20 protein-coding genes are annotated in these 23,689 nt (G+C 64.2%); 3 read left to right on the forward strand and 17 right to left on the reverse strand.

Annotation, left to right across the window (positions count from 1 at the left end; translation table 11 throughout):
* Positions 1-185: 185 nt before the first annotated feature.
* The 9 genes from FS767_RS20185 to FS767_RS20225 form a co-directional block, all read right to left on the reverse strand.
* The gene (locus tag FS767_RS20185) at positions 186-1,778 is read right to left on the reverse strand and encodes an argininosuccinate lyase (protein ID WP_144967758.1); all 1,593 of its coding nucleotides are present in this window, start codon (positions 1,776-1,778) and stop codon (positions 186-188) included.
* Positions 1,779-1,926: 148 nt separating this feature from the next.
* Positions 1,927-3,210, reverse strand: coding sequence for a C4-dicarboxylate TRAP transporter large permease protein DctM (dctM, locus tag FS767_RS20190; protein ID WP_144967760.1), 1,284 nt, complete (start codon positions 3,208-3,210; stop codon positions 1,927-1,929).
* Positions 3,207-3,842, reverse strand: coding sequence for a TRAP transporter small permease (locus FS767_RS20195; protein ID WP_144967763.1), 636 nt, complete (start codon positions 3,840-3,842; stop codon positions 3,207-3,209). Before FS767_RS20195 ends, dctM begins: the two co-directional genes overlap by 4 nt.
* A 63-nt stretch (positions 3,843-3,905) precedes the next feature.
* Positions 3,906-4,904 (reverse strand): TRAP transporter substrate-binding protein, encoded by a 999-nt coding sequence (locus FS767_RS20200; RefSeq protein WP_058638410.1) that lies wholly within the window; start codon positions 4,902-4,904, stop codon positions 3,906-3,908.
* Between the two features lie 156 nt (positions 4,905-5,060).
* The gene (locus FS767_RS20205) at positions 5,061-5,888 is read right to left on the reverse strand and encodes a CoA ester lyase (protein ID WP_144967765.1); all 828 of its coding nucleotides are present in this window, start codon (positions 5,886-5,888) and stop codon (positions 5,061-5,063) included.
* A gap of 15 nt (positions 5,889-5,903) precedes the next feature.
* The gene (locus FS767_RS20210) at positions 5,904-7,103 is read right to left on the reverse strand and encodes a CaiB/BaiF CoA-transferase family protein (RefSeq protein WP_144967767.1); all 1,200 of its coding nucleotides are present in this window, start codon (positions 7,101-7,103) and stop codon (positions 5,904-5,906) included.
* Positions 7,100-8,473, reverse strand: a complete 1,374-nt coding sequence (locus tag FS767_RS20215) for an MmgE/PrpD family protein (protein WP_144967769.1) — start codon at positions 8,471-8,473, stop codon at positions 7,100-7,102. Before FS767_RS20215 ends, FS767_RS20210 begins: the two co-directional genes overlap by 4 nt.
* Before the next feature lie 14 nt (positions 8,474-8,487).
* Positions 8,488-9,651: an acyl-CoA dehydrogenase family protein gene (locus tag FS767_RS20220; protein ID WP_144967771.1), complete on the reverse strand. Its 1,164-nt coding sequence runs from the start codon at positions 9,649-9,651 to the stop codon at positions 8,488-8,490.
* Between the two features lie 30 nt (positions 9,652-9,681).
* Complete coding sequence (locus FS767_RS20225) at positions 9,682-10,515, reverse strand: MaoC family dehydratase N-terminal domain-containing protein (protein WP_144967773.1); 834 nt, start codon at positions 10,513-10,515, stop codon at positions 9,682-9,684.
* A gap of 169 nt (positions 10,516-10,684) precedes the next feature.
* On the opposite strand from FS767_RS20225, the gene FS767_RS20230 reads away from it, so the two are divergent.
* Together FS767_RS20230 and FS767_RS20235 are read left to right on the forward strand one after the other, a co-directional pair.
* On the forward strand, positions 10,685-11,572 hold the full coding sequence (locus FS767_RS20230) for a LysR substrate-binding domain-containing protein (protein ID WP_078477960.1): 888 nt from the start codon (positions 10,685-10,687) through the stop codon (positions 11,570-11,572).
* Positions 11,573-11,693: 121 nt separating this feature from the next.
* Positions 11,694-13,547: an NERD domain-containing protein/DEAD/DEAH box helicase gene (locus FS767_RS20235; protein ID WP_144967775.1), complete on the forward strand. Its 1,854-nt coding sequence runs from the start codon at positions 11,694-11,696 to the stop codon at positions 13,545-13,547.
* A 402-nt stretch (positions 13,548-13,949) separates the two neighbouring features.
* Here the strand turns inward: FS767_RS20235 and FS767_RS20240 are convergent, their stop codons facing one another.
* From FS767_RS20240 to FS767_RS20270, 7 genes are all read right to left on the reverse strand, one after another.
* Positions 13,950-16,343 carry a TonB-dependent siderophore receptor gene (locus FS767_RS20240; protein ID WP_144967777.1) on the reverse strand — a complete coding sequence of 798 codons (2,394 nt, stop codon included), beginning with the start codon at positions 16,341-16,343 and terminating at the stop codon, positions 13,950-13,952.
* A 121-nt stretch (positions 16,344-16,464) separates the two neighbouring features.
* Positions 16,465-18,408: a response regulator gene (locus tag FS767_RS20245; protein ID WP_144967779.1), complete on the reverse strand. Its 1,944-nt coding sequence runs from the start codon at positions 18,406-18,408 to the stop codon at positions 16,465-16,467.
* Positions 18,405-19,247: a sensor histidine kinase KdpD gene (locus FS767_RS20250; protein ID WP_144967781.1), complete on the reverse strand. Its 843-nt coding sequence runs from the start codon at positions 19,245-19,247 to the stop codon at positions 18,405-18,407. The genes FS767_RS20245 and FS767_RS20250 overlap by 4 nt, the downstream gene beginning before the upstream one ends.
* The gene (locus FS767_RS20255; protein ID WP_371921606.1) at positions 19,240-20,259 is read right to left on the reverse strand and encodes an ATP-binding protein; all 1,020 of its coding nucleotides are present in this window, start codon (positions 20,257-20,259) and stop codon (positions 19,240-19,242) included. The genes FS767_RS20250 and FS767_RS20255 overlap by 8 nt, the downstream gene beginning before the upstream one ends.
* Complete coding sequence (locus FS767_RS20260; protein WP_058603627.1) at positions 20,250-20,654, reverse strand: anti-sigma regulatory factor; 405 nt, start codon at positions 20,652-20,654, stop codon at positions 20,250-20,252. The genes FS767_RS20255 and FS767_RS20260 overlap by 10 nt, the downstream gene beginning before the upstream one ends.
* On the reverse strand, positions 20,651-21,013 hold the full coding sequence (locus FS767_RS20265) for an STAS domain-containing protein (protein ID WP_023534539.1): 363 nt from the start codon (positions 21,011-21,013) through the stop codon (positions 20,651-20,653). Before FS767_RS20265 ends, FS767_RS20260 begins: the two co-directional genes overlap by 4 nt.
* A 3-nt stretch (positions 21,014-21,016) precedes the next feature.
* Positions 21,017-21,868: an STAS domain-containing protein gene (locus tag FS767_RS20270; protein ID WP_144967783.1), complete on the reverse strand. Its 852-nt coding sequence runs from the start codon at positions 21,866-21,868 to the stop codon at positions 21,017-21,019.
* A gap of 304 nt (positions 21,869-22,172) precedes the next feature.
* On the opposite strand from FS767_RS20270, the gene FS767_RS20275 reads away from it, so the two are divergent.
* Positions 22,173-22,652, forward strand: coding sequence for a hypothetical protein (locus tag FS767_RS20275; protein WP_144967785.1), 480 nt, complete (start codon positions 22,173-22,175; stop codon positions 22,650-22,652).
* A gap of 66 nt (positions 22,653-22,718) precedes the next feature.
* Here the strand turns inward: FS767_RS20275 and FS767_RS20280 are convergent, their stop codons facing one another.
* Positions 22,719-23,543 carry a hypothetical protein gene (locus FS767_RS20280; RefSeq protein WP_144967787.1) on the reverse strand — a complete coding sequence of 275 codons (825 nt, stop codon included), beginning with the start codon at positions 23,541-23,543 and terminating at the stop codon, positions 22,719-22,721.
* Between the last annotated feature and the right edge of the window lie 146 nt (positions 23,544-23,689).

Here is a 23,689-nt window from a genome sequence, read left to right on the forward strand (position 1 = left end):
CCCTGATGAGAAATCAGGACGAATATGTCACCAGAAAGGGGAAACTGGCTTGCTGAGAACCATAGAATCTCCCACACAGAGGGCGTTTTTCTGTCAGATCATCCAGTCATTGGGTCGCGCAATTGTCCTGACAAATTGTGATGTGAAGCTGGGATCCTGGAGCTCAATCGCCTGCCCCTGCCAGATCACCGCCCCATCAACCCATCAAACGCCTTATCCAACCCCACATCCGCATCCACCAGCTTCTGCCGCCGCTGCTGCATCCACGCCTGATCCTCCTTCAACCGCGCCTGCGCCTCAGCCAACATGCGCCGCACTTCTTCAGGCTGTGGCCCGCCAGTGCCCTTGCGGCTTTGCACCATGGCGCGGGGGGATAGGCTGGCGCGGAAATCTGCTTCGCTCAGGGGCAGGGTGTTGTCCTTCCATTTGTATTTGTCCGCCGCCTGGGTGAACAACGCCTGCGCATCGGCGTAGGCGAAGTCTTTGGGCAAAGTGCCGTCGGCGCGGGCTTTTTCGACGATCAGCGAGGCGAAGCTGTGACCAATGCGGAAGGGGACGTGGTGCTTGCGCTCCAGGGTGTCGGCCAGCTCCATGGAGGTGGTCCAGTCGGCGTCCAGTTCTTCTTCGGCGCGGGCGGCGTTGATCTTCAGCGCGTCGAGCACCTGGTCCAGGCGCTTGAACATGTCGCCGGTAGAGCGGAACAGGCCCAGGTCGTCGAAGGCGGCCTTGTAGTCGGTCATGCCGGTGGTGACGTTGTGGGCGCGCAAGGTGGTGGCATTGGCCAGGCCGACCACGTCGGAGGCGGCTTCGCGGGTGCGCATCAAGAGGCCGGGGTTGCGCTTTTGCGGCATGGCGCTGCTGGTGTAGGTGGCGCCTTCGTCGAGCAGCAGCCAGGGGCGGGTCTGGTGGTACTGGGTGTGGATATCGCCGATGAAGGCGCCAATGCGGATGGCCGAGGACGAGACCAGGCCGGCGGCCTCCAGCGGGATGTCGTAGGTCGAGACTTGGCTGGCGTCCAGCGAGTTCTCGCGCACGCCGTCAAAGCCCAGCAGCTGGGCCAGGCGCTCGCGGTTGATGGGGTAGCCGGAGTTGGCCAGCACGGCGGTGCCCATGGGGCTGAGGTTCAGGCGGGCGTACAGCTCGTGCAGGCGCTGGGCGTCACGCTCGAACGAGGCCTCGTAGGCCAGCAGGTAGTGGGCGTAGCTGATGGGCATGGCTTGCACGCCGTTGGTGTAGGCCGGCACCAGGGTGTCGACGTGCTGGGCAGCCAGCGTGAGCAGGCGCTGGCGGGTGGCGTCCAGGGCGTCGCCATAGGCCAGCACGTGGCTGCGCAGCGAGGCCAGGCGGTAGGTGGCGTACATGTCCTGGCGGCTGCGGCCCGAGTGAATCAGCGAGGCCTCAGGGCCAACCTTGTCGGTGATGATCTGCTCCAGTTGCAGCACATCGCTGGGGCGCTTGCCGTCTGGCTGGGTGGCCTGGTCGATGGCGTGGCGTACGCCGCCTGCAATGGTCGCGGCCTGTTCAGCGGTGACGATGCCGGCTTCCTTGAGCATCACCAGCGAGGCTTTGTTGATGCGGTTGAGATAGTCGAACTGGGTTTCGCCGTGGCGCTGGCCGTCGGGGGTCTTTTCCACAAAGGCGCCGATCTTGCGCGCCTGCTCGGCGCACTCGGCGGTGGTCTTGCACGGGTTGTCGGCGGTGTTGGCGGCGTGGGCTGCGGGGCTGGTGAGCCAGGCGCAGGCGATGGCAAGGCAAAGCAGTGATCTTGTTGTTGTCATGGTGGGTCCGCTCGGGGCTTGTGGAAGGCTGGCGGGCTGGTGGCACCCTTGGAGGGTCAACCTACACCCCTGCCCCCCTGGCCGAAAGTGAAACCACCGCCGGGTAGGCGGTGGCGTCGGTGCACTGGCGGGTTGATCGAGCCGCCGGTCAGGGCATGCCGAGAAACTCCGGCAGCGCCAGGGAGATGTACGGCACATACGTGACCAGAATCAGGAACAGCAACAGAATCGACAGCCACGGCAGCGCTGCGCGAATGGTCTGGCCCAGTGTCAGGCCTGTCACGGCACTGGTCACGAACAGGTTAAGCCCCACCGGCGGGTGAACCAGCCCGATCTCCATGTTCACCACCATCACGATGCCCAGGTGGATCGGGTCGATGCCCAGTTCCATGGCGATGGGGAAGAAGATCGGCGCCAAAATCAGGATGATCGCCGACGGCTCCATGAAGCTGCCGGCAATCAGCAGCACCACGTTCACCATGATCAGGAAGCCGATGGGCGTCAGGCCTTCGGAGAGCACCCACTGGGTGATCTGCTGCGGGATCTGCTCGGTGGTCAGCACATGGGCGAACAGCATGGCGTTGGCGATGATGAACAGCAGCATGATGGTCAGCCGCCCAGACTCCAGCAGCACCTTGGGGCACTCGCGCCAGGTCATGTCCTTGTACACGAACAGGGCGATGAACGCCGAGTACACCGCCGCCACGGCTGCCGCTTCGGTGGGGGTGAACATGCCGCTGTAGATGCCGCCCAGAATGATCACCAGCAGCAACAGGCCCCAGAAGGCCCGCCGCGCTGCGGTCAGCCACTCGCGAAAGCTGGCACGTGGCTGGGCAGGCAGTTTCTTGATCCGCGCCACGATGTAGATGGCCACCATCAGCGACACACCCAGCAGGATCCCCGGGATCACACCAGCCATGAACAGCTTGCCCACGGAGGTCTCGGTTGCGGCCGAATACACCACCATCACGATTGACGGCGGGATCAGGATGCCCAGGGTACCGGCGTTGCAGATGATCCCGGCGCCGAATTCCTTCGGGTAGCCCGAGCGCACCATGCCGGCCACGGCAATCGAGCCCACCGCCGCCACCGTGGCCGGCGAGGAGCCGGACAGCGCGGCGAACAGCATGCACGCCAGCACGGCAGCAATGGCCAGGCCACCGCGAATGTGCCCCACGCAGGCGTTGGCGAAGTCGATCAGCCGCTGCGCCACGCCGCCGGTGGTCATGAAGGCGCCGGAAAGCAGGAAGAACGGAATGGCCAAAAAGGTGTAGCTGTCGGAGGTCTCGAACAGCTTGATCGCCAGCGAACTGAGTGAATCCTGGCTGAACAGCAGAATCGACACCGCCCCCGACAGGCCCAGGGAAATGGCGATGGGCACGCCTAGGAACATGAAGATGAACAGCAGCAGGAACAGGCAGATAACGGTCATCGCTGCGACTCCTCACCGGGGTTGGCCAGCTTGCTCGCCTCGGCCGCTTCGTCGGCCAGGCCCAGGTTGATCTGGCGATGGGTGTAGATGCGGTAGAGGATTTCCAGGTAGCGCACGATGATCAGCGCGAAGCCAAAGGGCACGATCATCGCGATGTGGCCGATCTTGATGCCGTAGCGGTCCAGGTCTTCGGCGCCGATGCCGGCGGCCAGCACGGCGCTGACCCACTTGATGCTGGCGACCAGGAACAGCCCGGCGTAGGCCAGGCAACAGGCGCAGGCGAGCATGGCCAGCACACGCTGCACCGGCTTGCGGGTGCGCCTGACCAGCACATCGACCCCAAGGTGCCCGGCGGTGCGCACGCCATAGGCGATGCCGAAGAAGATCAGCCACCCGAACAAGGCCTTGGTCAGGGCGATGCTCCAGGTCATTTCCTGGGCGTAGCCCATCAGGTGATCGCCGATGTTCAGCAGCGGCTCGCTGGCAAAGGTCCAGCGGTCGCTCAAGCTGTAGAACATCGTGTAGAGGTTGTTCAGCGCCACGTAGATGAAGGTGATGAGGGTCATGGCCGCCAGGAGAAAGGCGATCATGCCTTCCTCGAAGCGCTCCCAGACGCGCCGTAACGTTTGCATGGGCGTTCTCCGCGCAGAATGAAGCTGAGCCGCCCACGCAGGGGCGGCTGCAAGCAGGACGGATCAGGAAGCGGTGTTGGCGTCCTGGGCGGCCTTGATCAGGTCAGCGCCGATCTGGCCTTCGAACTTGTCCCAGACCGGACGCATGGCTTTGCGCCATTCATCACGCTGCTCGGGGGTGAGCGCATCGACCTCGCTGGTCTTGGCGTCGATGATCTTCTGGCGCGAGGCCTGGTTCAGCGCCTCGGCCTGCTTGTTCACCTCGACGGTGACCTTGTCCATGATGCCCTGCAGTTCGGTGCGCACGTCTTCAGGCAGGCCGTTCCAGAACTTGGCGTTGGTGATCACCATGTAGTCGATCAGGCCATGGTCGGTTTCGGTGAAGAACGGCTGTACTTCGTTGACCTTCTGGCTTTCGTAGTTCGACCAGGTGTTCTCGGTGCCGTTGACGGTACCGGTCTGCAAGCCTTGGTACACCTCGGCAAAGCTCATCTTGCGCGGGTTGGCGCGCACGGCCTTGAACTGCTCTTCCAGCACGCTGGAGGCCTGCACCCGGAACTTCAGGCCGCGGGCGTCCTTGGGCAGCAAGATCTTCTTGTTGGCCGACAATTGCTTCAGGCCGTTATGCCAGTAGGCCAGGCCGCGAATGCCCTTGTCCTCCATGGAGGTGAGCAGTGCCTTGCCCTTGGGGCCCTGCTGGAAGCGGTCGACCGCCGCCAGGTTGTCGAACAGAAACGGCAGGTCGAAGATTTGCACCTGCTTGTTGTAGTGCTCGAACTTGGCCAGCGAGGGCGCCAGCATCTGCACGTCGCCCAGCAGCAACGCTTCCATTTCCTTGCCGTCGCCGAACAGCGACGAGTTGGGGTAGACCTCGACCTTGACCTTGCCCTTGAGCTTGTCATCGGCCTCCACGAGTTTCTGGAACATGAGCGCGCCCTGGCCTTTGGGCGTGCTGTCGGCCACCACGTGGGCGAACTTGATGATGACCGGGTCCGCGGCGTAGGCGAACGAGGTCAGGGAGACGGCGGCGGCGCAGAACAGCGCCTGGGTCAGCTTCAACATGGGTTTCACCTGTTATTGTTGTTGGAAAGGTCAGCAGGGAAGCGTAGCCAAGGGTACGGTGGCCCAGTATAGGTGTTTGGGGAATCTGCTTTTGTGTAAGCCTGCGTTCGGCAAACCCGAACGCAGCCCATCGCGACACAGCCGTGAGTATAGCCACTAGCCAGCATGGGCCAGCGCCAGCAGACGCTGCGCACGCAACACCACCGGCGCATCGACCATCTGCCCATCCAGCTGGAAGGCCCCTGCCCCGCCTGCCGCTGCGCTGCCCTCGATCACGCGGTGCGCCCAGGCCAGTTCGTGCTCACTGGGTTGCAAGGCCTCATGAATCACCGGCACCTGGCTTGGGTGAATGCACAGCGCCCCGCCGTAGCCCATGTCGTAGGCATGGCGCATGGCCTCGCGCTGCCCCTGCGGGTCGCGGATCGCTGGAAACACGCCGTCCAGCGGTGGCGCCAGGTCGGCCCCTCGGGATTGCAACTGCACGGCCATGCGGGCCTGGTCGATGAAGCGTCGGCCTGCCGGGCTGTCGGTGTTAAGGCAAAGGTCCAGCGCCAGGTCCAGGCTGCCGAACGAAAGGCGTTCGACGCCCTCGGCGCCCGCGATCCGCTCAAGGGCCAACAGCCCCTTGGCGGACTCGATGATCGGCACCACGGCCTTGCCCGTGCGGGCGGCGACCGCCACCTGTGCGGCGCTTTCGACCTTGGGCAGCAGCACCGTGGTCACGCCCAGATGCTGCGCGCAAAACTGCAGGTCCTCGGCGTGGTTTGCATGGCTAGGTGCATTGACCCTCACCCACACCAGAGCGTCAGGGTGGTCTGCCAGAAAGCGCGCCAGGTGCTCGCGGGCCTGGGCCTTGAGCGGTTCTTCGACCGCGTCTTCGAAGTCCACGATCACGGCATCGGCGCCGGCAGCCAAGGCTTTGGCAAAGCGCTCCGGGCGGCTACCGGGCACGAACAGGGCGGAGCGAACAATGGGGTATGGCATGCTTTTGCTCCTCAACTAAACCACGCCTGCGCTGTTCAATTGCGCCTGCTGATCGTCGCCATACCCCAGCTCGGCCAGGATCGCGGCAGTGTGTTGGCCCAGTGCAGGTACCGGGTCCATGCGCGGGCTGAAGGCCGCGTTGCGCCCCGGCGGCAGCAGCGACGGCAGCTTGCCCGCCGGGCTGTCCACCTCGCGCCAACGGTCACGGGCCTGCAACTGAGGGTGCTGCCACACCCCTTGCATGTCGTTGACCCGGGCGTTGGCGATCTGCGCGCTTTCCAGGCGTGACACCACGTCTTCAAGGCTAAGCGGGGCAAAGCCCTCGACGATGATCTGGCGTAGCGCATCGCGGTTCTCCGAGCGCCGGTAGTTGGCGCAGAAGCGCTCGTCGATGGCCAATGCCGGGTCGAGCAAAACCTTCTCGCAGAACACCTGCCATTCACGCTCGTTCTGCAGGCCCAGCATGACCGTGCCGCCGTCGCCCGTGGGGAATGGGCCGTAGGGGTAGATGGTCGAGTGGGAGGCACCGGCCCGCGGTGGCGGCGGTGCGCCGTTGTAGGCGTAGTACATGGGGTAGCCCATCCATTCCACCAGGCTTTCGAGCATGGACACGTCGATGCGACTGCCCACCCCCGTGCGGTCTCGCAGCAACAGGGCCGAGAGCACGCCGGTGTAGGCGTACATGCCAGCGGCGATGTCGGCCACCGAACACCCGGCCTTGGCCATCCCCTCCTCCCCTGGGCTGCCAGTGACCGACAAGAAGCCGCCCTCGCTCTGAATCAGCAGGTCGTAGGCTTTCTTCTTCTCGTAAGGGCCACCTTCGCCGTAGCCGGAAATATCGCACACGATCAGCCGTGGAAAGCGCGCGTGCAGTGCGTCGAACCCCAGGCCCATGCGCGCGGCGGCGCCGGGTGCGAGGTTCTGTACCAGCACGTCGGCCTTGGCCAACAGCGCTTGGAGAATGGCGTCGGCCTGGGGTTGTTTCAGGTCCAGGGTCAGGCTTTCCTTCGAGCGGTTGGTCCACACGAAATGGGACGCCAGGCCATCGACGCGCTGGTCGTAGCCACGGGCGAAATCACCGCTGCCGGGGCGTTCGACCTTGATCACGCGGGCGCCCAGGTCGGCCAGTTGGCGGGTGCAGAACGGCGCGGCAATGGCGTGTTCCAGGCTGACGACAGTGATGCCGTCCAGGGGGCGGGGGGCAGATGCACTCATGGCAAGGTCCTGTGCGCGAGGTATGGCAGGTCGGCCAGCGAGCGGGTATCGCGCAGCTGCCAGACACGTTGAATCAAGGCACGGCCGTCGGCCGCACTGCGCTGCCCGGCGTAGGCCAGCAGGCGCTGGAACTTGTCCTCCAGTTCCGCGCGGGACAAGGTGTTGCCGGGGTCGCCCTTGGGTTCGTCGATGGCGGCGGTGAAGTGGCGCCCGTCCGTGCAGCGCACCTCCACCCGGCCCAGCCAGCGCGCCGGGTAGGCCGCATCCACTTCCGGGTCCAGCTGCATGCGCACCTTGTCGCGGAACGCGGCCACGTCCGGGTCGCTCAGGGCCAGGTCCCGGAACGTCAGCAACTGCGCGCTGCCGTGCACGGCAATCAGGCCGAGCACCGTGCCCATGGAGAATTTGGCCTGGTGCACGCTGGTGGGCACTTTCACCCGGCCCAGCACATCGATGGCGCCCTGGTGCACGTGGGCGATCACCTCGGCGATGTCACCGTGGCGCAGCCCTTCGCGCTGCATCAGTTCGAGCAAGGCATCGGCCGCCGGGTGGGTGTGGCGGCACGAGGCGTGGAACTTGAACGAGGTTTCGGCCAATGCCCAGCGGCTGCCTAGGCGGTCCGACAGGCGCGCCGGGTCGGCGTCGCTGGACATGCCGGCCGCCAGGCCCTGGTCGCCTTCCAGAATATTGCGCGCCCCGCTCAGGCCATCGGCGGTCAGGTAGGCGGCCAGCAGCCCGTCGGCAGCGGCCTTGGCGGTGTGCAGCTGTTTCGAATCGGCCGCATCGCGCAAGAACTCCCACAGCCCGGCTGCCTGCGTGCCGGCACTGCCCAGCACATGGATGAACTGGGCCTGGTCGAAGTCCATCAGTTTGCCCACCGCCACGGCGGCCGCCAGGGTGCCGACGGTGGCGGTGGTGTGGAAGATGCGGTAGTGCGAGCGGCCCATGAATTCGCCGATGCGAATGCCGGCCTCGTAGCCGGCCACGGCGGCCAGCAGCAGGTCCGGCCCTGACTTGTCCAGGTCCTGCGCGGCGGCCAGGGCAGCGGAGAACACCACCGTGGCCGGGTGCAGCACCGAGCTGTTGTGCAAATCGTCCTGCTCCACCAGGTGGGACGCTGCGCCATTGACCAGCGCGGCGAAATACGGCGAGGTGCCACGGCCGGTGCTCATCAACCGGGCTTTACCGGCAGGGGGCCCCATGCGCTCGGCGTAGCGCTCGAACAGCGGCACCGGGTGCGCGCCCTGGCTGGCCAGGGCCGAGCCGAGCCAGTCAAGGAACAGGTCTTCGGTACGCGCCAGCACGGCGGGCGGGATGTCCTGGTAGCGCAGGTCGGCCAGGAAGGTGGCCAGTGCTTGGGTATCACGCATGGGCATGGCCTCCTTCAGAAGCTGCGCGGCAGCTCGAGCAGGTGCTCGGCCACGTACGACAGGATCAGGTTGGTGGAAATCGGCGCCACCTGGTACAGGCGGGTCTCGCGGAATTTGCGCTCCACGTCGTACTCGTTGGCGAAGCCGAAGCCGCCGTGGGTTTGCAGACAGGCGTTGGCCGCCTCCCACGAGGCCTTGGCCGCCAGGTACTTGGCCATGTTCGCGGCAGCACCGGCGTTGGCGCCGCTGTCATACTCGGCGCAGGCCCGCCAGCGCATCAGGTCGGCCGCCTCCAGCTCGATGTGGGCTTCGGCGATGGGAAATTGCACACCCTGGTTCTGGCCGATCGGGCGGCCGAACACCACACGGTCCCGGGCGTACTGGCTGGCCTTTTCGACGAACCAGCGCCCGTCACCGATGCACTCGGCAGCGATCAGCGTACGCTCGGCGTTCAAGCCGTCGAGGATGTAGCGAAACCCCTTGCCCTCCTCGCCGATCAGGCTGCTGGCCGGAATGCGCAGGTTGTCGAAGAACAGCTCGTTGGTTTCGTGGTTGACCATGTTGGCGATCGGCTGCACGGTCAGGCCGTTGCCAATGGCCGTACGCAGGTCCACCAGGAAGATGGACATGCCTTCGGACTTGCGCGTGACCTGCGCCAGCGGCGTGGTTCGTGCCAGCAGGATCATCAGGTCCGAATGCTGGATGCGCGAGATCCATACTTTCTGCCCGTTGATCACGTAATCGTCGCCCTCGCGCACGGCCGTGGTCTTGAGCTGGGTGGTGTCGGTGCCGGTGGTCGGCTCGGTCACGCCCATCGACTGCAGGCGCAGCTCGCCGCTGGCCAGCTTGGGCAGGTAATAACTTTTCTGCTCCTCGCTGCCGTGGCGCAGCAAGGTGAACATGTTGTACATCTGCCCGTGGATGGTGCCGGAGTTGCCACCGCAGTGGTTCACTTCCTCGAGTATCACCGACGCCTCGGCCAGGCCCAGCCCTGAACCGCCGTAGGCCTCGGGGATCATCGCCGACAGCCAGCCGGCGTCGGTCATGGCCTTGACGAAGGCCTCGGGGAAGGCCTTCTGCTCGTCCAGGGTGCGCCAGTATTCGGCCGGAAATTCGGCGCACAAGGCGCGCACGCCTTCGCGGATGGCGTTGAGGTCATCGCTGTCGTAGCTGTGCATGGCAGGCTTCTCTACGGTGCTGAAAAGGGGTCAGTCGAAGGTGACGTCGGCGCTTTGCGCCACGCCGGCGGCATTGCCAGCCCACAGGCGCGCCTGGCCTGGGCCGTCGAGGCAGCCGCTGAGTTCGAAGGGCGTGGGCAGGGTCAGCGGGCGCAGGCTGCGGTAGCTGTAGCGGCGCAGGCGGGCACCAGGGTTGGCGCGCAGAAAAGCCCGCAGGTTGAGCGTGGCGATCAGCGGGCCGTGCACCACCAGGTCCGGGTAGCCTTCGGTGGCGGTGACATAGGGGTAGTCGTAATGGATGCGGTGGCCGTTGAAGGTGACCGCCGAATAGCGGAACAGCAAGGTCGCGGTGGGCGTGACGGTTTCGCCCCAGGTGCCGGTTTCACAGGGCTCGCCCGTGCTCGCCTTGGGCGGGGTCGGCTCGCGGTAGACGATGTCCTGCTCTTCACGGATGCACAGCTGGTCGTGCTGGGTGTAGTCATGGCGCACGGTTACGAACAGCAAGGCGCCGCTGCGGCCGTGTTTTTCCTCGATGTGCAGGATGGTCGAGGTACGCTGCGCCTCGCCGCCGACCACCAGCGGGGCGATGAACTCGACCCGGCCACCGGCCCACATGCGGTTGCGCCCATCGGCCGGCGGCAAAAAGCCCCCGCGTGCCGGGTGCCCGTCGGTGCCCAGTTGCGCTTCGGGCACAGGGTCTTGAAAGAAGCACCAGGTCCACAGCGGCGGCAATGCCTCGCCGTGGGCCGGGGCGGTCTCGCCGAACGTCGCCGCGATGCGCTGCACCAGGTTGCGGCTGAGCACATCCCAGGCTTGCTCGGTGCGGCCGAGCCACGGGCTGTAATCAAAGGGCGGAGTGGGCATGGGTGGGCCTCTGGAATTGTTGTTATGGCAGGCCACTTGCGGGCGCGTCGTCGACGCTGCGCAGGCGACAGGGACGATCATGCGACCCTGTCGCGCATTCTGTGAATTTGCATTTCCATAACCCGGCGTTCATAAATACCGAACGCCTTCCCGACTCCAGGACTTGCCCATGCACTTCGATCTGGCTGATTTGCGCCTGTTCATCCACATCGGCGAATCCCCCAGCCTGACCCAGGGCGCCCGCCGCGCGCACCTGTCCCCGGCCGCCGCCAGTGCGCGCATCAAGGCACTCGAAGCGCAGCTCGACACCCGCCTGCTGTACCGCGACAGCCGCGGCGTCGAACTGACCCCGGCCGGGCACACGCTGCTGACCCACGCACGCCTGGTGATGCGCCAGGTCGATTACCTGAAGGCGGAATTCACCCAGTTCGGCGGCGATTCGGCAGGGCATATCCGCATCTTTGCCAACACCACGGCGGTGACCGAGTTCCTGCCCGAGGTACTGGCAGGCTTTCTGGCGCAACGGCCGGGGGTCACGGTCGACCTGCAGGAACGCCTGTCCCGCGACATCGTGCGAGGCGTGCTCGATGGCAGCACCGACATGGGCATCATCGCCGGCCCTGTGGAGGCCAGCGGCCTGCAGGTGATGCACTTCAGCACCGACCGGCTGGTGCTGATCGTGCCCGCCGGCCACGAACTGGCCAGCCGCCGCCAGGTGACGTTGAAACAGACCTTGGCCTACCAGCACATCGGGCTACACGACGGCAGCACCCTGCTGACCTTTCTGCGCGACCAGGTCGAGCGCATGGGTGAAACCCTGGCCCTGCGTATCCAGCTATCGGGCTTCGAAGCCATCTGCCGCATGGTCGAGGCCGGTGTGGGCATCGGCATCATTCCCGAGTCGTCCGCATCGCGTCACAGCCACACCATGAACCTGGTGACCATCGCCCTGGACGAACCCTGGGCCGAGCGCGAACGCAGCATCCTGGTCCGGGAACTGGAGGCCCTGCCGGGAACGGTGCGCGCATTGATCAAGACGTTGATGCCTGGGAAGTAGGCAAGCCATCCCGCACGGGTGACTTGGCCGTCAGATCGGGTGCAGGACAGTTCCTCGGATTTGCACTGCAGACGGATAACTCCTACTGTGGCGCGTCGTTTTGGATATGGACAATAAGGATATGGCCCAAATCATCCCAACGCTCGGCGCTTGCCGTTTCGACACGCCCGGGGAAAAACGCCTGGCTGAGCGCCTCGAAAAGAAACTCCCCGATGACTGGTTGTGCTGGTTCAACGTGCCGGTTGGCCCAAAGGGGCTGCAGCCGGACTTCGTTCTCCTGCACCCTGATGTGGGCTTGCTCATTCTCGAGGTCAAGGACTGGAGGCTGGGCTCGCTGAAGGCGGTGAAGGTCAACGAGGTCACCAAGCTCGAGGACGGCCGCGAAGTCACCGTCATCAACCCCATGGCACAGGCCCGCAAGAACGCTTTCGAAACCAAGAACGCGCTGGAAAAGGACCCGGCGCTGACCCAGAAACCAGGCTCTGTCCGAGCGGGCAACCTGTTGATGCCCTACACCTGGGGCATCGTGCTGCCCGAAATGACGCGCAAGGAATTCACTTCGCTGCAAGCCGGGTCGGCCTTGGAGAGCGTACGTGTCATCTGCAAGGACGAGATGTTCGAGACAGTGGATGCAAGCCTGTTCGAACAGCGCTTCAAGGCCATGTTCGTGCAGCACTTTCCAGTGGCGCTGTCAGACGAGCAACTTGACCGCGTGCGTTACCACCTGTTCCCGGAAATCCGCCTGAACCCGGCACGTGCCCAGTTCGGTCTGTTCGGTGAGCAGGAGGCGCCTATGCCCAGCCTGATCAAGGTCATGGACCTGCAGCAGGAGCAACTGGCGCGTTCCATGGGCAGTGGGCACCGAGTGATTCACGGCGTGGCGGGCAGCGGCAAGACCATGGTCCTGGTGTACCGCAGCCTCTACCTGGCGCGCACCTCCAGCAAGCCAGTGCTGGTGTTGTGCTACAACAAAACCCTCGCAGCGCGCTTGAATCAGGTGCTCAAGGCGCACCAGCAAGACGTCCAGGTTGTGGCCATGAGCTTTCATGCCTGGTGTCGCAAGCTGCTGACCGATGCGCAACTGCCCATCCCCCAACTCAAGGGGCAGAAGTTCTTTCAGGCGCTCGAAGAGGACGTGCTCAAGCACATGGCTGACGGCAAGCTGGCCGCTGATCGTTATGCCGCGATCCTGATCGATGAGGGCCACGACTTCAAACCGGAGTGGTTCCGCCTTGTCGTTCACCAACTCGACCAGGATCAGGAAAACCTGCTGGTGCTCTACGACGATGCCCAGGCCATCTACCGCGGCAAGGCCACCCTTGCCTCGAAGATGACCTTCAGCTTCGCCAGTGTAGGGATCAAGGCGTCAGGCCGGACCACCATCTTGCGCGTCAACTACCGCAATACGCTGGAAGTGTTGTCGGTCGCGCATGCGTTTTCCAAGGACTTGCTCAGCGCACGCGATGCAGAGGACGACCACATCCCTGTACTGGCCCCGCAAAGCGCAGGCCGGCGTGGCGACTTGCCGCAACTGCTCAGCCACCCCGGGCTTGCGCAGGAAGCCCAATGCCTTGTCGCCCGGCTTGAGCATGAGCAGGCAAACGGCCGGGCCTGGCAAGACATGGCCGTGATCTACCGAGAAGGTTCCCAGGCCACCTGGATCGAGGACACACTCAAGGCCGCGGACATTCCGTACACCAGCGCCAAGACCGTTTCCAAACGCAGCGCGCTGTATGGCGAGAACACGGTGAAGATCGTGAGCATGCATTCGAGCAAGGGGCTGGAATTCGGCTTCGTGGTGATTCCGCGCTTGCACGAGATGCCGGTGCAAGGCGAGGACGAGGCCGATGAGATGCGCTTGCTGTATGTAGCCATGACCCGCGCCGTGGACAGGCTGGTGATGACCCATCAAACCCACTCCGGGTTCACCGAACGCTTGCAGGAAGCAGTGGCTCAGGTTCAAGCGAGCCTTTAGCTGCTTGATAGTGCGGGACTAAGGGTTGCGCGGTATTTGTGGGAGCGGCCTCGCCGGGTGCCGGACCGGCCGCGATGGGCCGCGCAGTGGGTCCGGTGATTTGTGATGCTGGGCTGCAATCCTGGGGCCGCTGCGCGGCCCATCGCGGCACGAGGCCGCTCCCACACGTACTGCGCTATCTTCAGCTGCGCGCTGAACCTGCAGAGTAACCAGCTTGCCCCGGCTCTGAAGGCTTACATAATCCCCTGTAGGAGCGGCCTAGCGCCGCGATGGGCCGCGAAGCGGCCCCAACATTTCAGCCCCACACCAGACCCCAAGACCTACCACGTACCTCATAAAGGCCAGCGCGCGCAGGCTATCCATTGCAGCCCGCCCAGCCACCGTGACTCCCCCAATCATCGCTTACCAGCTATAACTCACCCGCGCCGTCACCTCACGCCCAGGGTTGTAATAATCGGCCGTCCCCGAGCCCACCACGTGCTGCTCATCGAACAGGTTGCTCACGTTCACCGCAAGGTCAGTGCCCTTGGCGATCTGGTACTTGAAGGCCGCGTCGAACAACGTCGTGCCATCGGTCTTCTTGGTGTTGGCCGCATCCATGTAGTAAGCCCCCACGTACCGGGCACCCAGCCCGACACTCACGTCGGTCGCCGGAATATCGTAGTACGTCCATAGCGAAGCCGAATGCCTGGGCGCGGTGGCGAAGGCGTTGCCCTTGAGCGAAGAGCCGTCATACAGCGACCCGCGCTTCACGTCGGTGTCCATGTACGAATAAGCGCCAATCACGCTGATATCAGCCGTCACCTGGGCTTTGGCTTCCAGGTCCAGGCCGCGTGCGTGAGACTCACCGACGGTTTGCTGTTCGATGATGCCGCTGGGCAGGACCACGGCAATGGTGACGTTTTCCTGGGTCAGGTCATACACCGCGGCAGAGAACATCGCGTCCATGCCGATGGGCGAGTACTTCACGCCCACTTCGTACTGCTTGCCGGTTTGCGGGGTCACGCCCACCTGGGGTGGGGACACCGACTCCACCATGCTCACGTATGTCGACACTTCGTCATTGACGATGTAGGTGAGCGCAGCGCGATACGAGGTCTCCGACAAGTCGTCGCTCTGCTTGGCCGCCCCGCCCACGTACTCGGTGCTGGACAAGTCCATGGAGTCATTGCGCACGCCAGCGGTGGCGATGACGCGGTCGTAGAACGACAGGTTCTGCTGCATGAACACGGCCTTGGTGGTCACGTCCTGCTTCTTGCGGCTGTAGGGCTCGATGCCACGCGGCACGCCGGTGAACACCGGGTTGGCGATGTCGATCGGGGTGGCCAGGCTGTAGACCGAGCGCTGCTTGGTCGAGGAGTCGAGGTACTCCACCCCCACCAGGGTGCTGCTGTCGATGTGCTCGAACTGCGCATCGTATTGCAGCATCAGGTTGCCGTTGAGCTGGTCGGCGTCGCTGTCGGTGCCGAACACATAGCGCGGGATGGTCGTGCCAACGCGCGAAGGGCTGTCGCTCAAGTAGGCGTAGCCGAAATCGTCGGTCAGTTCGCTGTAGCGCAGGTTGCCGCGCAATACGAAGCCGTTGTCGAAGTCGTGGGTGATGTTGCCGGACAAGCTGGTGCGCTCCACATCGTGGAAGTTGTAGCCAGGCTCGCCGAAGAACTTGCTGCGGTCGTACTCCTTGTCCAGCGGGTAGCCACCGCTGTTGGGGGAGCTGTTGGTCTTCAGGTAGTCGAGCACCACGGTGGCCGAGGTGAAGTCGCTCGGTGCCCAGGTCAGCCCGCCCATCACCAGGCGGCTGTCGTCCCGGGAGTGGTCGTACTCACGGTCGCTGTCCTGCAGCTTGGCCGTGAAGCGTCCTGCCACGGTACCGCCTTCGTTGAGTACATCGCCCACGTCGATGCCGGTCTCGGCATGGTCGTACGAACCGTAGGTCACATAGCCCTGGCCGAAGCGCTCGAACCGCGGTTGCTTGGTCACGAAGTTGACCGAGCCACCCGGGTCGGCGGGGCCGAACAGGGTGGAGTTGGCGCCGCGAATGATCTCGATACGCTCGTAGGCGTACGGGTCTTCGCGCACGCCACGCATGGAGCTGAGCGTCAGGCCGTCACGGTAGGTGGTGGCCTGGAAGCCGCGAATCTGGAAGTAGTCGTTACGGTCGTCCGACCCATAGAAGTCGCTGATCACCCCAGGGGTGTACTGCAGCGCCTCTTCAGTGGTGCTGACGCTGCGCTGTTCCATCTCCTTGCGGGTCACCACCGACACCGACGCCGGGGTATTGAGGATGCTGGTGGCGACCTTGCCCCCTACCCACAGCTCCTTGGCCACAACCGAGTTGATGTCGTCGTCGGCGCTGGCCTTGACCTTGGCATTGACGATCACCGGGGCCAGGCGATAGTCCTCGGTGGCACCCAGCTCCAGGGGGCCGGTGGGCTTGGGCTGGGGCAGCAGCAGGTAGGCGTTGGGGCCTTGCTGTTCCGATTGCAGGTTACTGCCCTGCAACAGTGAAGACAGGGCCGCCGCGGTACCCAGCGAGCCCTGCACGCCCGGCGTCGTCTGGTTTGCCACGCTTTGCGCGTCGTACGACAGGCTGATGCCGGCTTCCCGGGCAAAACGATCGAGCGCTGGCGCCAGCGGGCCTGCCGGAATGTTCCACTGCTTGAGCGGGCTGCTGCTGTCGGTAGCCGCAGGCTGGGCCAGGGCTGGCAGAACATGGCTGCCTACCACTAGCCCGAGCAGGGCGCCACGCAGGGCTCGGTTCAGGGGGTGGCGCGGTGAAACCGGGGTAGAACTCATTCTCTCGCTCCGTAGCGTGTCGGCGGACGGCCTGTATTCCGGCCTTCCCTACCTGCCGAACGAGAATGAGAAAACACCTCATTTATTTTCAGATTAATTAACTTCGATTGTAGGTTGCTTCCTACGCCTTACGGATAGCCTGCTTCACTTTGCGCAGCAGCTCACCCATGCGGAAGGGCTTGATCAGCATGTCCATGCCATCGCCGAGAAACGCCTGCCGGTCCAGAGCGGCATCGGCATACCCGGTCATGAACAGCACGGGCAGGTCGGGCCGGTAACCACGGGCAAGGTCGGCCAGCTCCCGGCCGCTGAGCGTGGGCAGGCCAACGTCGGTCAGCATCAGGTCCAAGGTCGGGTCTTCGCGCAGGTACTCCAGCGCCTGGTCGGTGGTCGAGGCCAGTGTGCAGTGGTAGCCGGCATCGGCCAGCGCTTCGGCCACCGACAGCCGCACCGACGCCATGTCCTCGACGATCAGCACATGCTCGCCGTTTCCTTGCAGGTCGAGCCCACGCTCGCGCAGCACGGGCACGGCTGCCTGTGCGCTGGCCGGCAGCATCAGCGCCACTTCGGTGCCCTGCCCCATCACGCTGCTGAGCATCACGTGGCCGCTGGACTGGCGGGCGAAGCCGTAGATTGTCGACAGCCCAAGGCCGGTGCCCTGGCCGACGGGTTTGGTGGTGAAGAACGGGTCGAACACCTTGTCCAGCAACTCAGGTTCGATGCCGGTGCCGTTGTCGCGCACGCTGACCATCACATAGGGGCCGTCGGCCAGGTTGGGGTTTTCCTGGGACCAGATGGCAGCCGTGTCCAGCCAGATCCGCCCGCCCTTGGGCAGCGCGTCACGGGCGTTGATCACCAGGTTGAGCACCGCGCTTTCCAGCTGCACCGGGTCGACCAGGGCGATGACCGGTTGGGTGGAGAGGTTCAGGGTCAGCGTGATGCGCTCGCCAATGGTGCGGGTCAGCAGTTCTTCGAGCGAGCGCACGTGGCGGTTGACGTCCACCGGCCGGGTATCCAGGGGTTGCTGGCGAGCGAAGGCCAGCAACCGATGGGTCAGCGATGCCGCGCTATTGGCCGAGCTGAGCGCAGCTTCGGCATAGCGCGGCACTTTGTCGATGCGGTGCTCGGCCACCCGTTTGCAGATCAGTTCGAGGCTGGTGATGATGCCGGTCAGCAGGTTGTTGAAGTCGTGGGCGATGCCGCCGGTCAAGCTGCCCAGTGCCTCCATTTTCTGCAGTTGCACCAGCTGCGCCTCAGTGCGTTCGCGCACGGCCACTTCATGGGCCAACTGGCTGGTGGCGTCGTCCAGCCGGGCCAGGTGCGAGCGTTCACGGTGACGGTGCTCGGTGATGTCCTCGACGAACACCAGGCACAAGCCCGGGGCCTGATACGGCGAAAGCTGCCACTCGGTCTCGCGTACATGGCCATGCACCTGCATGCTCAAGGTGCCCTGCCAGCGCTCGCCGGCCATCAGGTGCTCGCGCAGGCTGGCCAGCGCCGCTTCCTGTCCGTCGGCAAAGCATTCGTGCAGCTGCTCAGGGTGGCGATTGTCCTGAATCAGATAGCTGAAGGCCTGGTTGCATTCATGCACCTTCAGCTGGGCGTCCATCACGGCAATCGGCGCCGACACGCTGGTGAAGATTTCGCGAAAGCGTGCCTCGCTCTGGCGCAATGCGCGCTCGGTGTCGCGCACGCGCAGCAAGGTGCGCAGGGTGGCCAGCAGCACGTCGGGGTCGACGGGGTGAATCAGGTAGGCGTCGGCACCGGCGTTCAGCCCGGTAATGATGTCGCCACTCTGGATCGACGCGGCCGACACATGAATCACCGGCAGCAGGGCCGTGCGTGGGTCCTGACGCAGCAGCCGGACAATGTCGAAGCCGCTCATGTCCGGCAGGTTCACGTCCAGGATCAAGGCGTCGATCTGGCTGTGGCGGATCAGCGCCAGGCCCTCGCCGCCCGTGCCGGCCTCCAGTACCTGATACCCGTGCACCGCCAACCGCCTGCGCATGGCATAGCGGGTGGCAACGTTGTCATCGACGATCAGCAAGCGCACATCGGCATTCATTCAGTGCCCTCCGGGGCGAGGGCAAGCGGGATCACCACGAAGAAGCAGGAGCCAACGCCCGGCTCGCTCTCAACGCCCACATGACCACCCAGCAGCTCGGCAAAGCGCTTGCACAGCGACAGGCCCAGGCCCGTACCGCGCAGGCGCTTTTGCAACGGCGAGTCAACCTGGGCAAAGTCTTCGAACAGGGTGCCAAGCAGCTCCGGTGCGATGCCGATACCCGTGTCACTCACGGCAAAACGGATACTGTCATCGCCTTCCAGGCAGGCGGAAATACGCACTTCGCCCTGGGAGGTGAACTTCAGGGCATTGGAAATGAAGTTGCGCAGGATCTGCGCCAGCTTCTTGTCGTCGGTGTACAGCCGCGGCAGGTTGGCATGCTCTTCGAAGATGAGGTCCACGGCCGAGGCATCGACGATGGGCCTGAACATGCCCCGCAGGGCGGCGAACAGGTCGAGCATGTCGAACCAGGCCGGCGAAATGGTGATGCGGCCGGCTTCGATCTTGGCAAGGTCCAGCAGGTCGTCGACCATGTCGGACAGCTCGCGGGTAGCGGTGCTGATGAACGTGACCTGACGGTGCTGTTCGGCCGACAACGGCCCGTCGAGCTCGTCGGTCAGCAGGCCGGTGATGCTCAAGATCGAGCCCAGCGGCGTGCGAAATTCATGGCTCATGTACGACAGGAAGCGGCTCTTGAGGTCCGAGGCCTGGCGCAGGTGTTCGGCCTGGGTATCGAGCTCGGCATACAGCGCCAGCACGCCCTGGTTGGTTTCATCCAGCTCGGCGCGCAAGGCGTCGTTCTCGGCTTGCAGACGGGCAATCATGGCGGCCTCAGACATTGGGCAGCTCCAAGTCGATGACAAGTACGGTGACATCGTCCCGGCCTCGGCAAAAGTCGCGATGCAGCACGGCAGCGATCACGGCCGGATGGCGGTGCACCAGGCCAGGGTAATCCTTGAGGTTCCACCGGGACTGCAGGCCATCGCTGTACATGATCAACACATTTCCGTTCAGATCAGCGTAGTCGAACACTTGGGTTTTTCTGAATTGGCCGCCGACGATGCCGGGCATCGACGCCAGGCCTCGCGATTGGCTGCCATTGATCAGGTTGGCGCCGATGTTGCCAATGCCGGTGAAGCTCAGCCGTGCATTGCAGCCATCGTAGTGCGCCAGGGCTACGGCGCCACCGCGCGTGCCCGTCATCGCCTGGTGCATGGCCAAAAGTTGCTGCTGCGCATTGGCGAACGGTGCCTGTGCAAACACTGCCGCCCCCGCCTGGGCTGCCGCTTCGGCTTCGCTGCCATGCCCCAGCCCGTCGATCACCAGGGCGCTCACGTGCTGCCCATCGTAGGCCAAGTGCCAGGTGTCGCCGCAGGCCGGGTCGCCATTGAGGGCATGCTGGCTGACGCCGAAGCGCAGGTCAGTGCCTGGGTCACCCTGGGCATACAACCGCGCCAGGACCACAGCTCCCCGGGTATCGGCATAAACGTCGAAGACTTGAGCCTGGCGGGCGATGGCGCCCATGCCAATGCCTTGGGTGCCTGCTGACGAATAGCCATCGGCCAGGCAGGCTTGGGCATCGAACCCATGGGCGCGATCGAGGGTGAGCACTTCGATGCCAAACCTGCCGTCACCGTGCGGCAGCGCCCGCAGATGTAGCTCGCCATGCCCGGCATGCTTGAGCACGTTGGTGCACAGTTCGGTCACCACCAGCGCGACACGTCCGGCGTCCGTCTCGTCATGCCCGTGGGCCTGTGCAAGTTTTTGCGCGATCCGTCGAGCGTGGCCAACGTCACTGGCATCAGCCAACGGTACGACGCAGGTCTGGCTCGCAGCGATGCTCACGCCCATCGTGTGATCGTCACGCGGGTACCCTGGCCAGGCGCGGTGTCCAACTCGAACTCATCCACAAGCCGCCGCGCCCCAGTCAGGCCCAGGCCCATGCCACCGCCCGAGGTCCAGCCGTCGGTCAACGCTAGGCCGATGTCAGGAATGCCAGGGCCTTCGTCACGAAAATGCAGGCGCAGGCCCACCCGACCGAAGTCCTCCAGCACCTGCCAGTCCATATCGCCGCCACGGCCATAGACCACGGTGTTGCGGGCCAGCTCACTGACGGCCGTGACCAGCTTGGTCAGGTCGACCAGGCGCATACCGCACTCGCCCGCCAGCTTGCGGGCCAATTGGCGGGCAAGGACCACATCCTGCTCGATGCGCACCGGCAGGCTACCGCTGTCGCGCACATTCATTTGCGTGCCACACGCTGACGCAGCACTTGCATACCGCGTTCCACATTCAAGGCTGTACTCACGCCAGGCAACGTCAGGCCCAGCTCCACCAGGGTGATGGCCACGGCCGGCTGCATGCCGACCACCATGGTCTCGGCGTCCATGATGCGCGACAGGCCCGAGATACTGGCGATCATGCGCCCGATGAACGAGTCGACCATGTCCAGCGCCGAGATGTCGATGAGTACGCCACGGGCAGAGGTGCTGCTGATGCGGTCGGTCAGGTCTTCCTGCAGGGTGAGGGCCAGTTGGTCATGCATGTCCACCTGGATGGTCACCAGCAGAAATTCCCCCATCTGCAGGATCGGGATACGCTCCATGCCTTAGGCTCGCTGGCCGAGGTCGCTGCCCACACGGGTCAGGGCCAGCTTCAGGGCGTCGGCCAGGTTGGCCTTGGTGGTCAGGGTGCCAAGGTCCAGGCCCAGGTGCACGATGGTCTGGGCGATCTGCGGACGAATGCCGCTGATGATGCAATCGGCGCCCATCAGGCGAATGGCCGTCACGGTCTTGAGCAGGTGCTGCGCCACCAGGGTGTCCACGGTGGGCACGCCCGTGATGTCGATGATGGCGATTTCCGAACCGGTGTCGACGATGCGCTGCAGCAGCGACTCCATGACGGTCTGGCTGCGCTGGGAGTCCAGGGTGCCGATCAGTGGCAATGCCAGCACACCGTCCCACAGCTTGACCACGGGTGTGGACAGCTCCAGCAGTTCTTCCTGCTGGCGGCGGATGACGTTTTCACGGCTCGCCTGGTACGTGCGCATGGTATGCATACCCATGCTGTCGAGCAGCTCGGACACGCGCCAGAGTTCCTCGGCAAGCGTGGCTGGGTCGGCGCTGTAGTGCGATTGCAGCAAGGCGAACAGCGGACGCTTGAGGGCGTAGATGAAGTACACGGTCTGGTGGGAGTCATGGCCCATCTGCGCGCGCGATGAAGACAGCTTTTCGAGGAACCGGCGCACGGCCTCCCAATCGGCGGCTGCCAGGTTGGCGCCACCTTGGCTCTTGAAGCCTTGGACCAGCAGTTGCAGAAACTCGCGGGTTTCCTGGGCCAGCACCTGCTCCTTGACATTGCGCGTGGCACCGTTGGCTTCCAGGCCTGCCAACCATTGGGTCAGCAACTGGTCCTGGTTGTTTTCGACCGCGTCCAACGTACTGCTTTGCAGTGCTGCCATGTATCTGAGCTCCTGTGGTGAAAGCGGGCACCTTCACACTATGACCGGGGTTTTTTTGAGTGACAGTTACTGGCCGGAATAGTTGTCCGGGTGGCGCATTTAATTGCATTAGGCCATCGGATGGTAGCCCATTACGCAAAGAAATTTGGCAGGTTGGATCAAGGGCAGGTGAGCGCGCCGTGAGCACCCGTCCAAGCGCGGGTGCGCCCGTCCCATTACGGGATCTCCAGTAGCGTCCATGGGCCTTGAAACCATTGCTGACGGCGGCACTCAATAGGGGCTATCCACCAGAAGGAACTGATGCATGAACACCGCTCGCCTGATCCTGCCCCTGCTTGCCAGCCTTGCTGGCGCGGCCACCGCTCACGCTGAAAACCTCGATCAAACCGAGGCCCGCACGCGTATTGGTCAAGTTCTGACGTGCAAGCGCGCGGCCTCACCCGAACAGTTCGATGCACTGGTCAAGGCGGCCAAGGGTCAGGCCACCGTCCAGGCATCGGAGCTGTCGGACGCTGAGTATTCGCTGCCTCAGCCAGTGGAGGTCTATGGCCAACCGATCACGCAGCTGACGGCACATGCTGCCAGTGACGGCGAAGGGGACTTCAACGAGTTTTCGGGAGTATTCGAGGGCAAGCGCGTCGAGGACATCGCAAGGCTGAGCGGCATCGGCAAGGATGACCTGGGGCATTACACCCAGGCAGTTGGCAACCACGATTTGTCGTTACGGGACGAGTCGGGCAGTACCTACATTGCCTGCACGCAAGACAAGCGCCCGGCGCAGTAGGCTGATCGCCTCGCCACTCAGCGCATGGCGAGGTGCCAGCCCAACACGGCGGCATTGCCGCCTGTCCTAGTACAGAGGTGTGCAGGCCATGGACGTTATCTTCATTGGCACCACGTAACGCGCAAAGTCACTGGTGTTGACCGAAGGCGGCTTGCGCCCCAGGTCGACGGCACCTTGCGGCTCGAGCAACGCTTCACACTTGATGGATTCACCAAGGTCAGTCTGCCGCCTGAGGGCGGTGGCTCGCATCTGGGCGCCATAGGCCGGGTCGCTGAACACCACCGGTGCCGGCGCTGGCGTTGTCCTGAGGGCGTAGTCCTCACTTTTACCCTGTCCCAAAAACCCAAGGGTGACAAACGGCGTGCCTGCCTTGTCATAGCGCGGGATGACGCCCACCCGCGTTTTGAACTGCTTCTGCGCGGCCAATTGGCCAATGACCCGGCGGGAGAGTGAATCCCAATAGGGGTGGTGGGAGCCATCCAGTTCGCCGACAGGGGCTGCGCGGTCGTAGGGTTTTCCAATCGCCTTGAGGTCCTGCTGCCTGGCCAGGTAGCGAATCCTGCAACTGCGGTCGATCTTGGTTGCGAGCGGTTTGCCAGACTTGGCGCTGTAGAACAAGGCAGCGGTGCATTCGGCATCGAACCTGCCGCCCAGGTAGAGGAACTCGCCACTGCTCGAGGGCAGGGTAGCAATCAAGTCCAGCCCACCCTCACTGCCAGCTCCGCCGGCGATTCCGGTGGCCATGGCTGCAGGCATCATCGATGTCAGGGAGCTGACCGTGTCGTCGGAAAAACGAATCTTGGTGCGACCGTCGGGCATCTGCTCGGTCGTGACGCAGCCGGCCAGGGCCATGGTGGCCAGCATGGGCATAAGGAATCTACACAGGGGCATGGGGGACGTATCCTTACTCTGGAAAAATCGAAGCAGGCGCAGGGGGAGAAACGCCTCACATCCGTGTTGTTGGCAGCGACGCCCAGGCGGGCGAGGCGCGATTTTCCATCATTCGGCAGGGGGGTGCCAGTGTGTATGCTCGGTCG

Source organism: Pseudomonas sp. DE0010 (genome assembly GCF_007680745.1).
Classification (GTDB): Bacteria; Pseudomonadota; Gammaproteobacteria; order Pseudomonadales; family Pseudomonadaceae; genus Aquipseudomonas; species Aquipseudomonas parafulva_B.

Bases quoted from the DNA above. Each gene is read 5' to 3' on its own strand.
- FS767_RS20235 (WP_144967775.1), top strand. From the start codon at position 11,694: ATGGCCCAAATCATCCCAACGCTCGGCGCTTGCCGTTTCGACACGCCC.
- FS767_RS20260 (WP_058603627.1), bottom strand. From the start codon at position 20,654: ATGAATGTGCGCGACAGCGGTAGCCTGCCGGTGCGCATCGAGCAGGAT.
- FS767_RS20270 (WP_144967783.1), bottom strand. From the start codon at position 21,868: ATGGCAGCACTGCAAAGCAGTACGTTGGACGCGGTCGAAAACAACCAG.
- FS767_RS20205 (WP_144967765.1), bottom strand. From the start codon at position 5,888: ATGCCATACCCCATTGTTCGCTCCGCCCTGTTCGTGCCCGGTAGCCGC.
- FS767_RS20275 (WP_144967785.1), top strand. From the start codon at position 22,173: ATGAACACCGCTCGCCTGATCCTGCCCCTGCTTGCCAGCCTTGCTGGC.
- FS767_RS20240 (WP_144967777.1), bottom strand. From the start codon at position 16,343: ATGAGTTCTACCCCGGTTTCACCGCGCCACCCCCTGAACCGAGCCCTG.
- FS767_RS20200 (WP_058638410.1), bottom strand. From the start codon at position 4,904: ATGTTGAAGCTGACCCAGGCGCTGTTCTGCGCCGCCGCCGTCTCCCTG.
- FS767_RS20195 (WP_144967763.1), bottom strand. From the start codon at position 3,842: ATGCAAACGTTACGGCGCGTCTGGGAGCGCTTCGAGGAAGGCATGATC.
- FS767_RS20250 (WP_144967781.1), bottom strand. From the start codon at position 19,247: ATGTCTGAGGCCGCCATGATTGCCCGTCTGCAAGCCGAGAACGACGCC.
- FS767_RS20255 (WP_371921606.1), bottom strand. From the start codon at position 20,259: ATGGGCGTGAGCATCGCTGCGAGCCAGACCTGCGTCGTACCGTTGGCT.
- FS767_RS20280 (WP_144967787.1), bottom strand. From the start codon at position 23,543: ATGCCCCTGTGTAGATTCCTTATGCCCATGCTGGCCACCATGGCCCTG.
- FS767_RS20265 (WP_023534539.1), bottom strand. From the start codon at position 21,013: ATGGAGCGTATCCCGATCCTGCAGATGGGGGAATTTCTGCTGGTGACC.
- FS767_RS20220 (WP_144967771.1), bottom strand. From the start codon at position 9,651: ATGCACAGCTACGACAGCGATGACCTCAACGCCATCCGCGAAGGCGTG.
- FS767_RS20185 (WP_144967758.1), bottom strand. From the start codon at position 1,778: ATGACAACAACAAGATCACTGCTTTGCCTTGCCATCGCCTGCGCCTGG.
- FS767_RS20225 (WP_144967773.1), bottom strand. From the start codon at position 10,515: ATGCCCACTCCGCCCTTTGATTACAGCCCGTGGCTCGGCCGCACCGAG.
- FS767_RS20230 (WP_078477960.1), top strand. From the start codon at position 10,685: ATGCACTTCGATCTGGCTGATTTGCGCCTGTTCATCCACATCGGCGAA.
- FS767_RS20245 (WP_144967779.1), bottom strand. From the start codon at position 18,408: ATGAATGCCGATGTGCGCTTGCTGATCGTCGATGACAACGTTGCCACC.
- FS767_RS20210 (WP_144967767.1), bottom strand. From the start codon at position 7,103: ATGAGTGCATCTGCCCCCCGCCCCCTGGACGGCATCACTGTCGTCAGC.
- FS767_RS20215 (WP_144967769.1), bottom strand. From the start codon at position 8,473: ATGCGTGATACCCAAGCACTGGCCACCTTCCTGGCCGACCTGCGCTAC.
- dctM (WP_144967760.1), bottom strand. From the start codon at position 3,210: ATGACCGTTATCTGCCTGTTCCTGCTGCTGTTCATCTTCATGTTCCTA.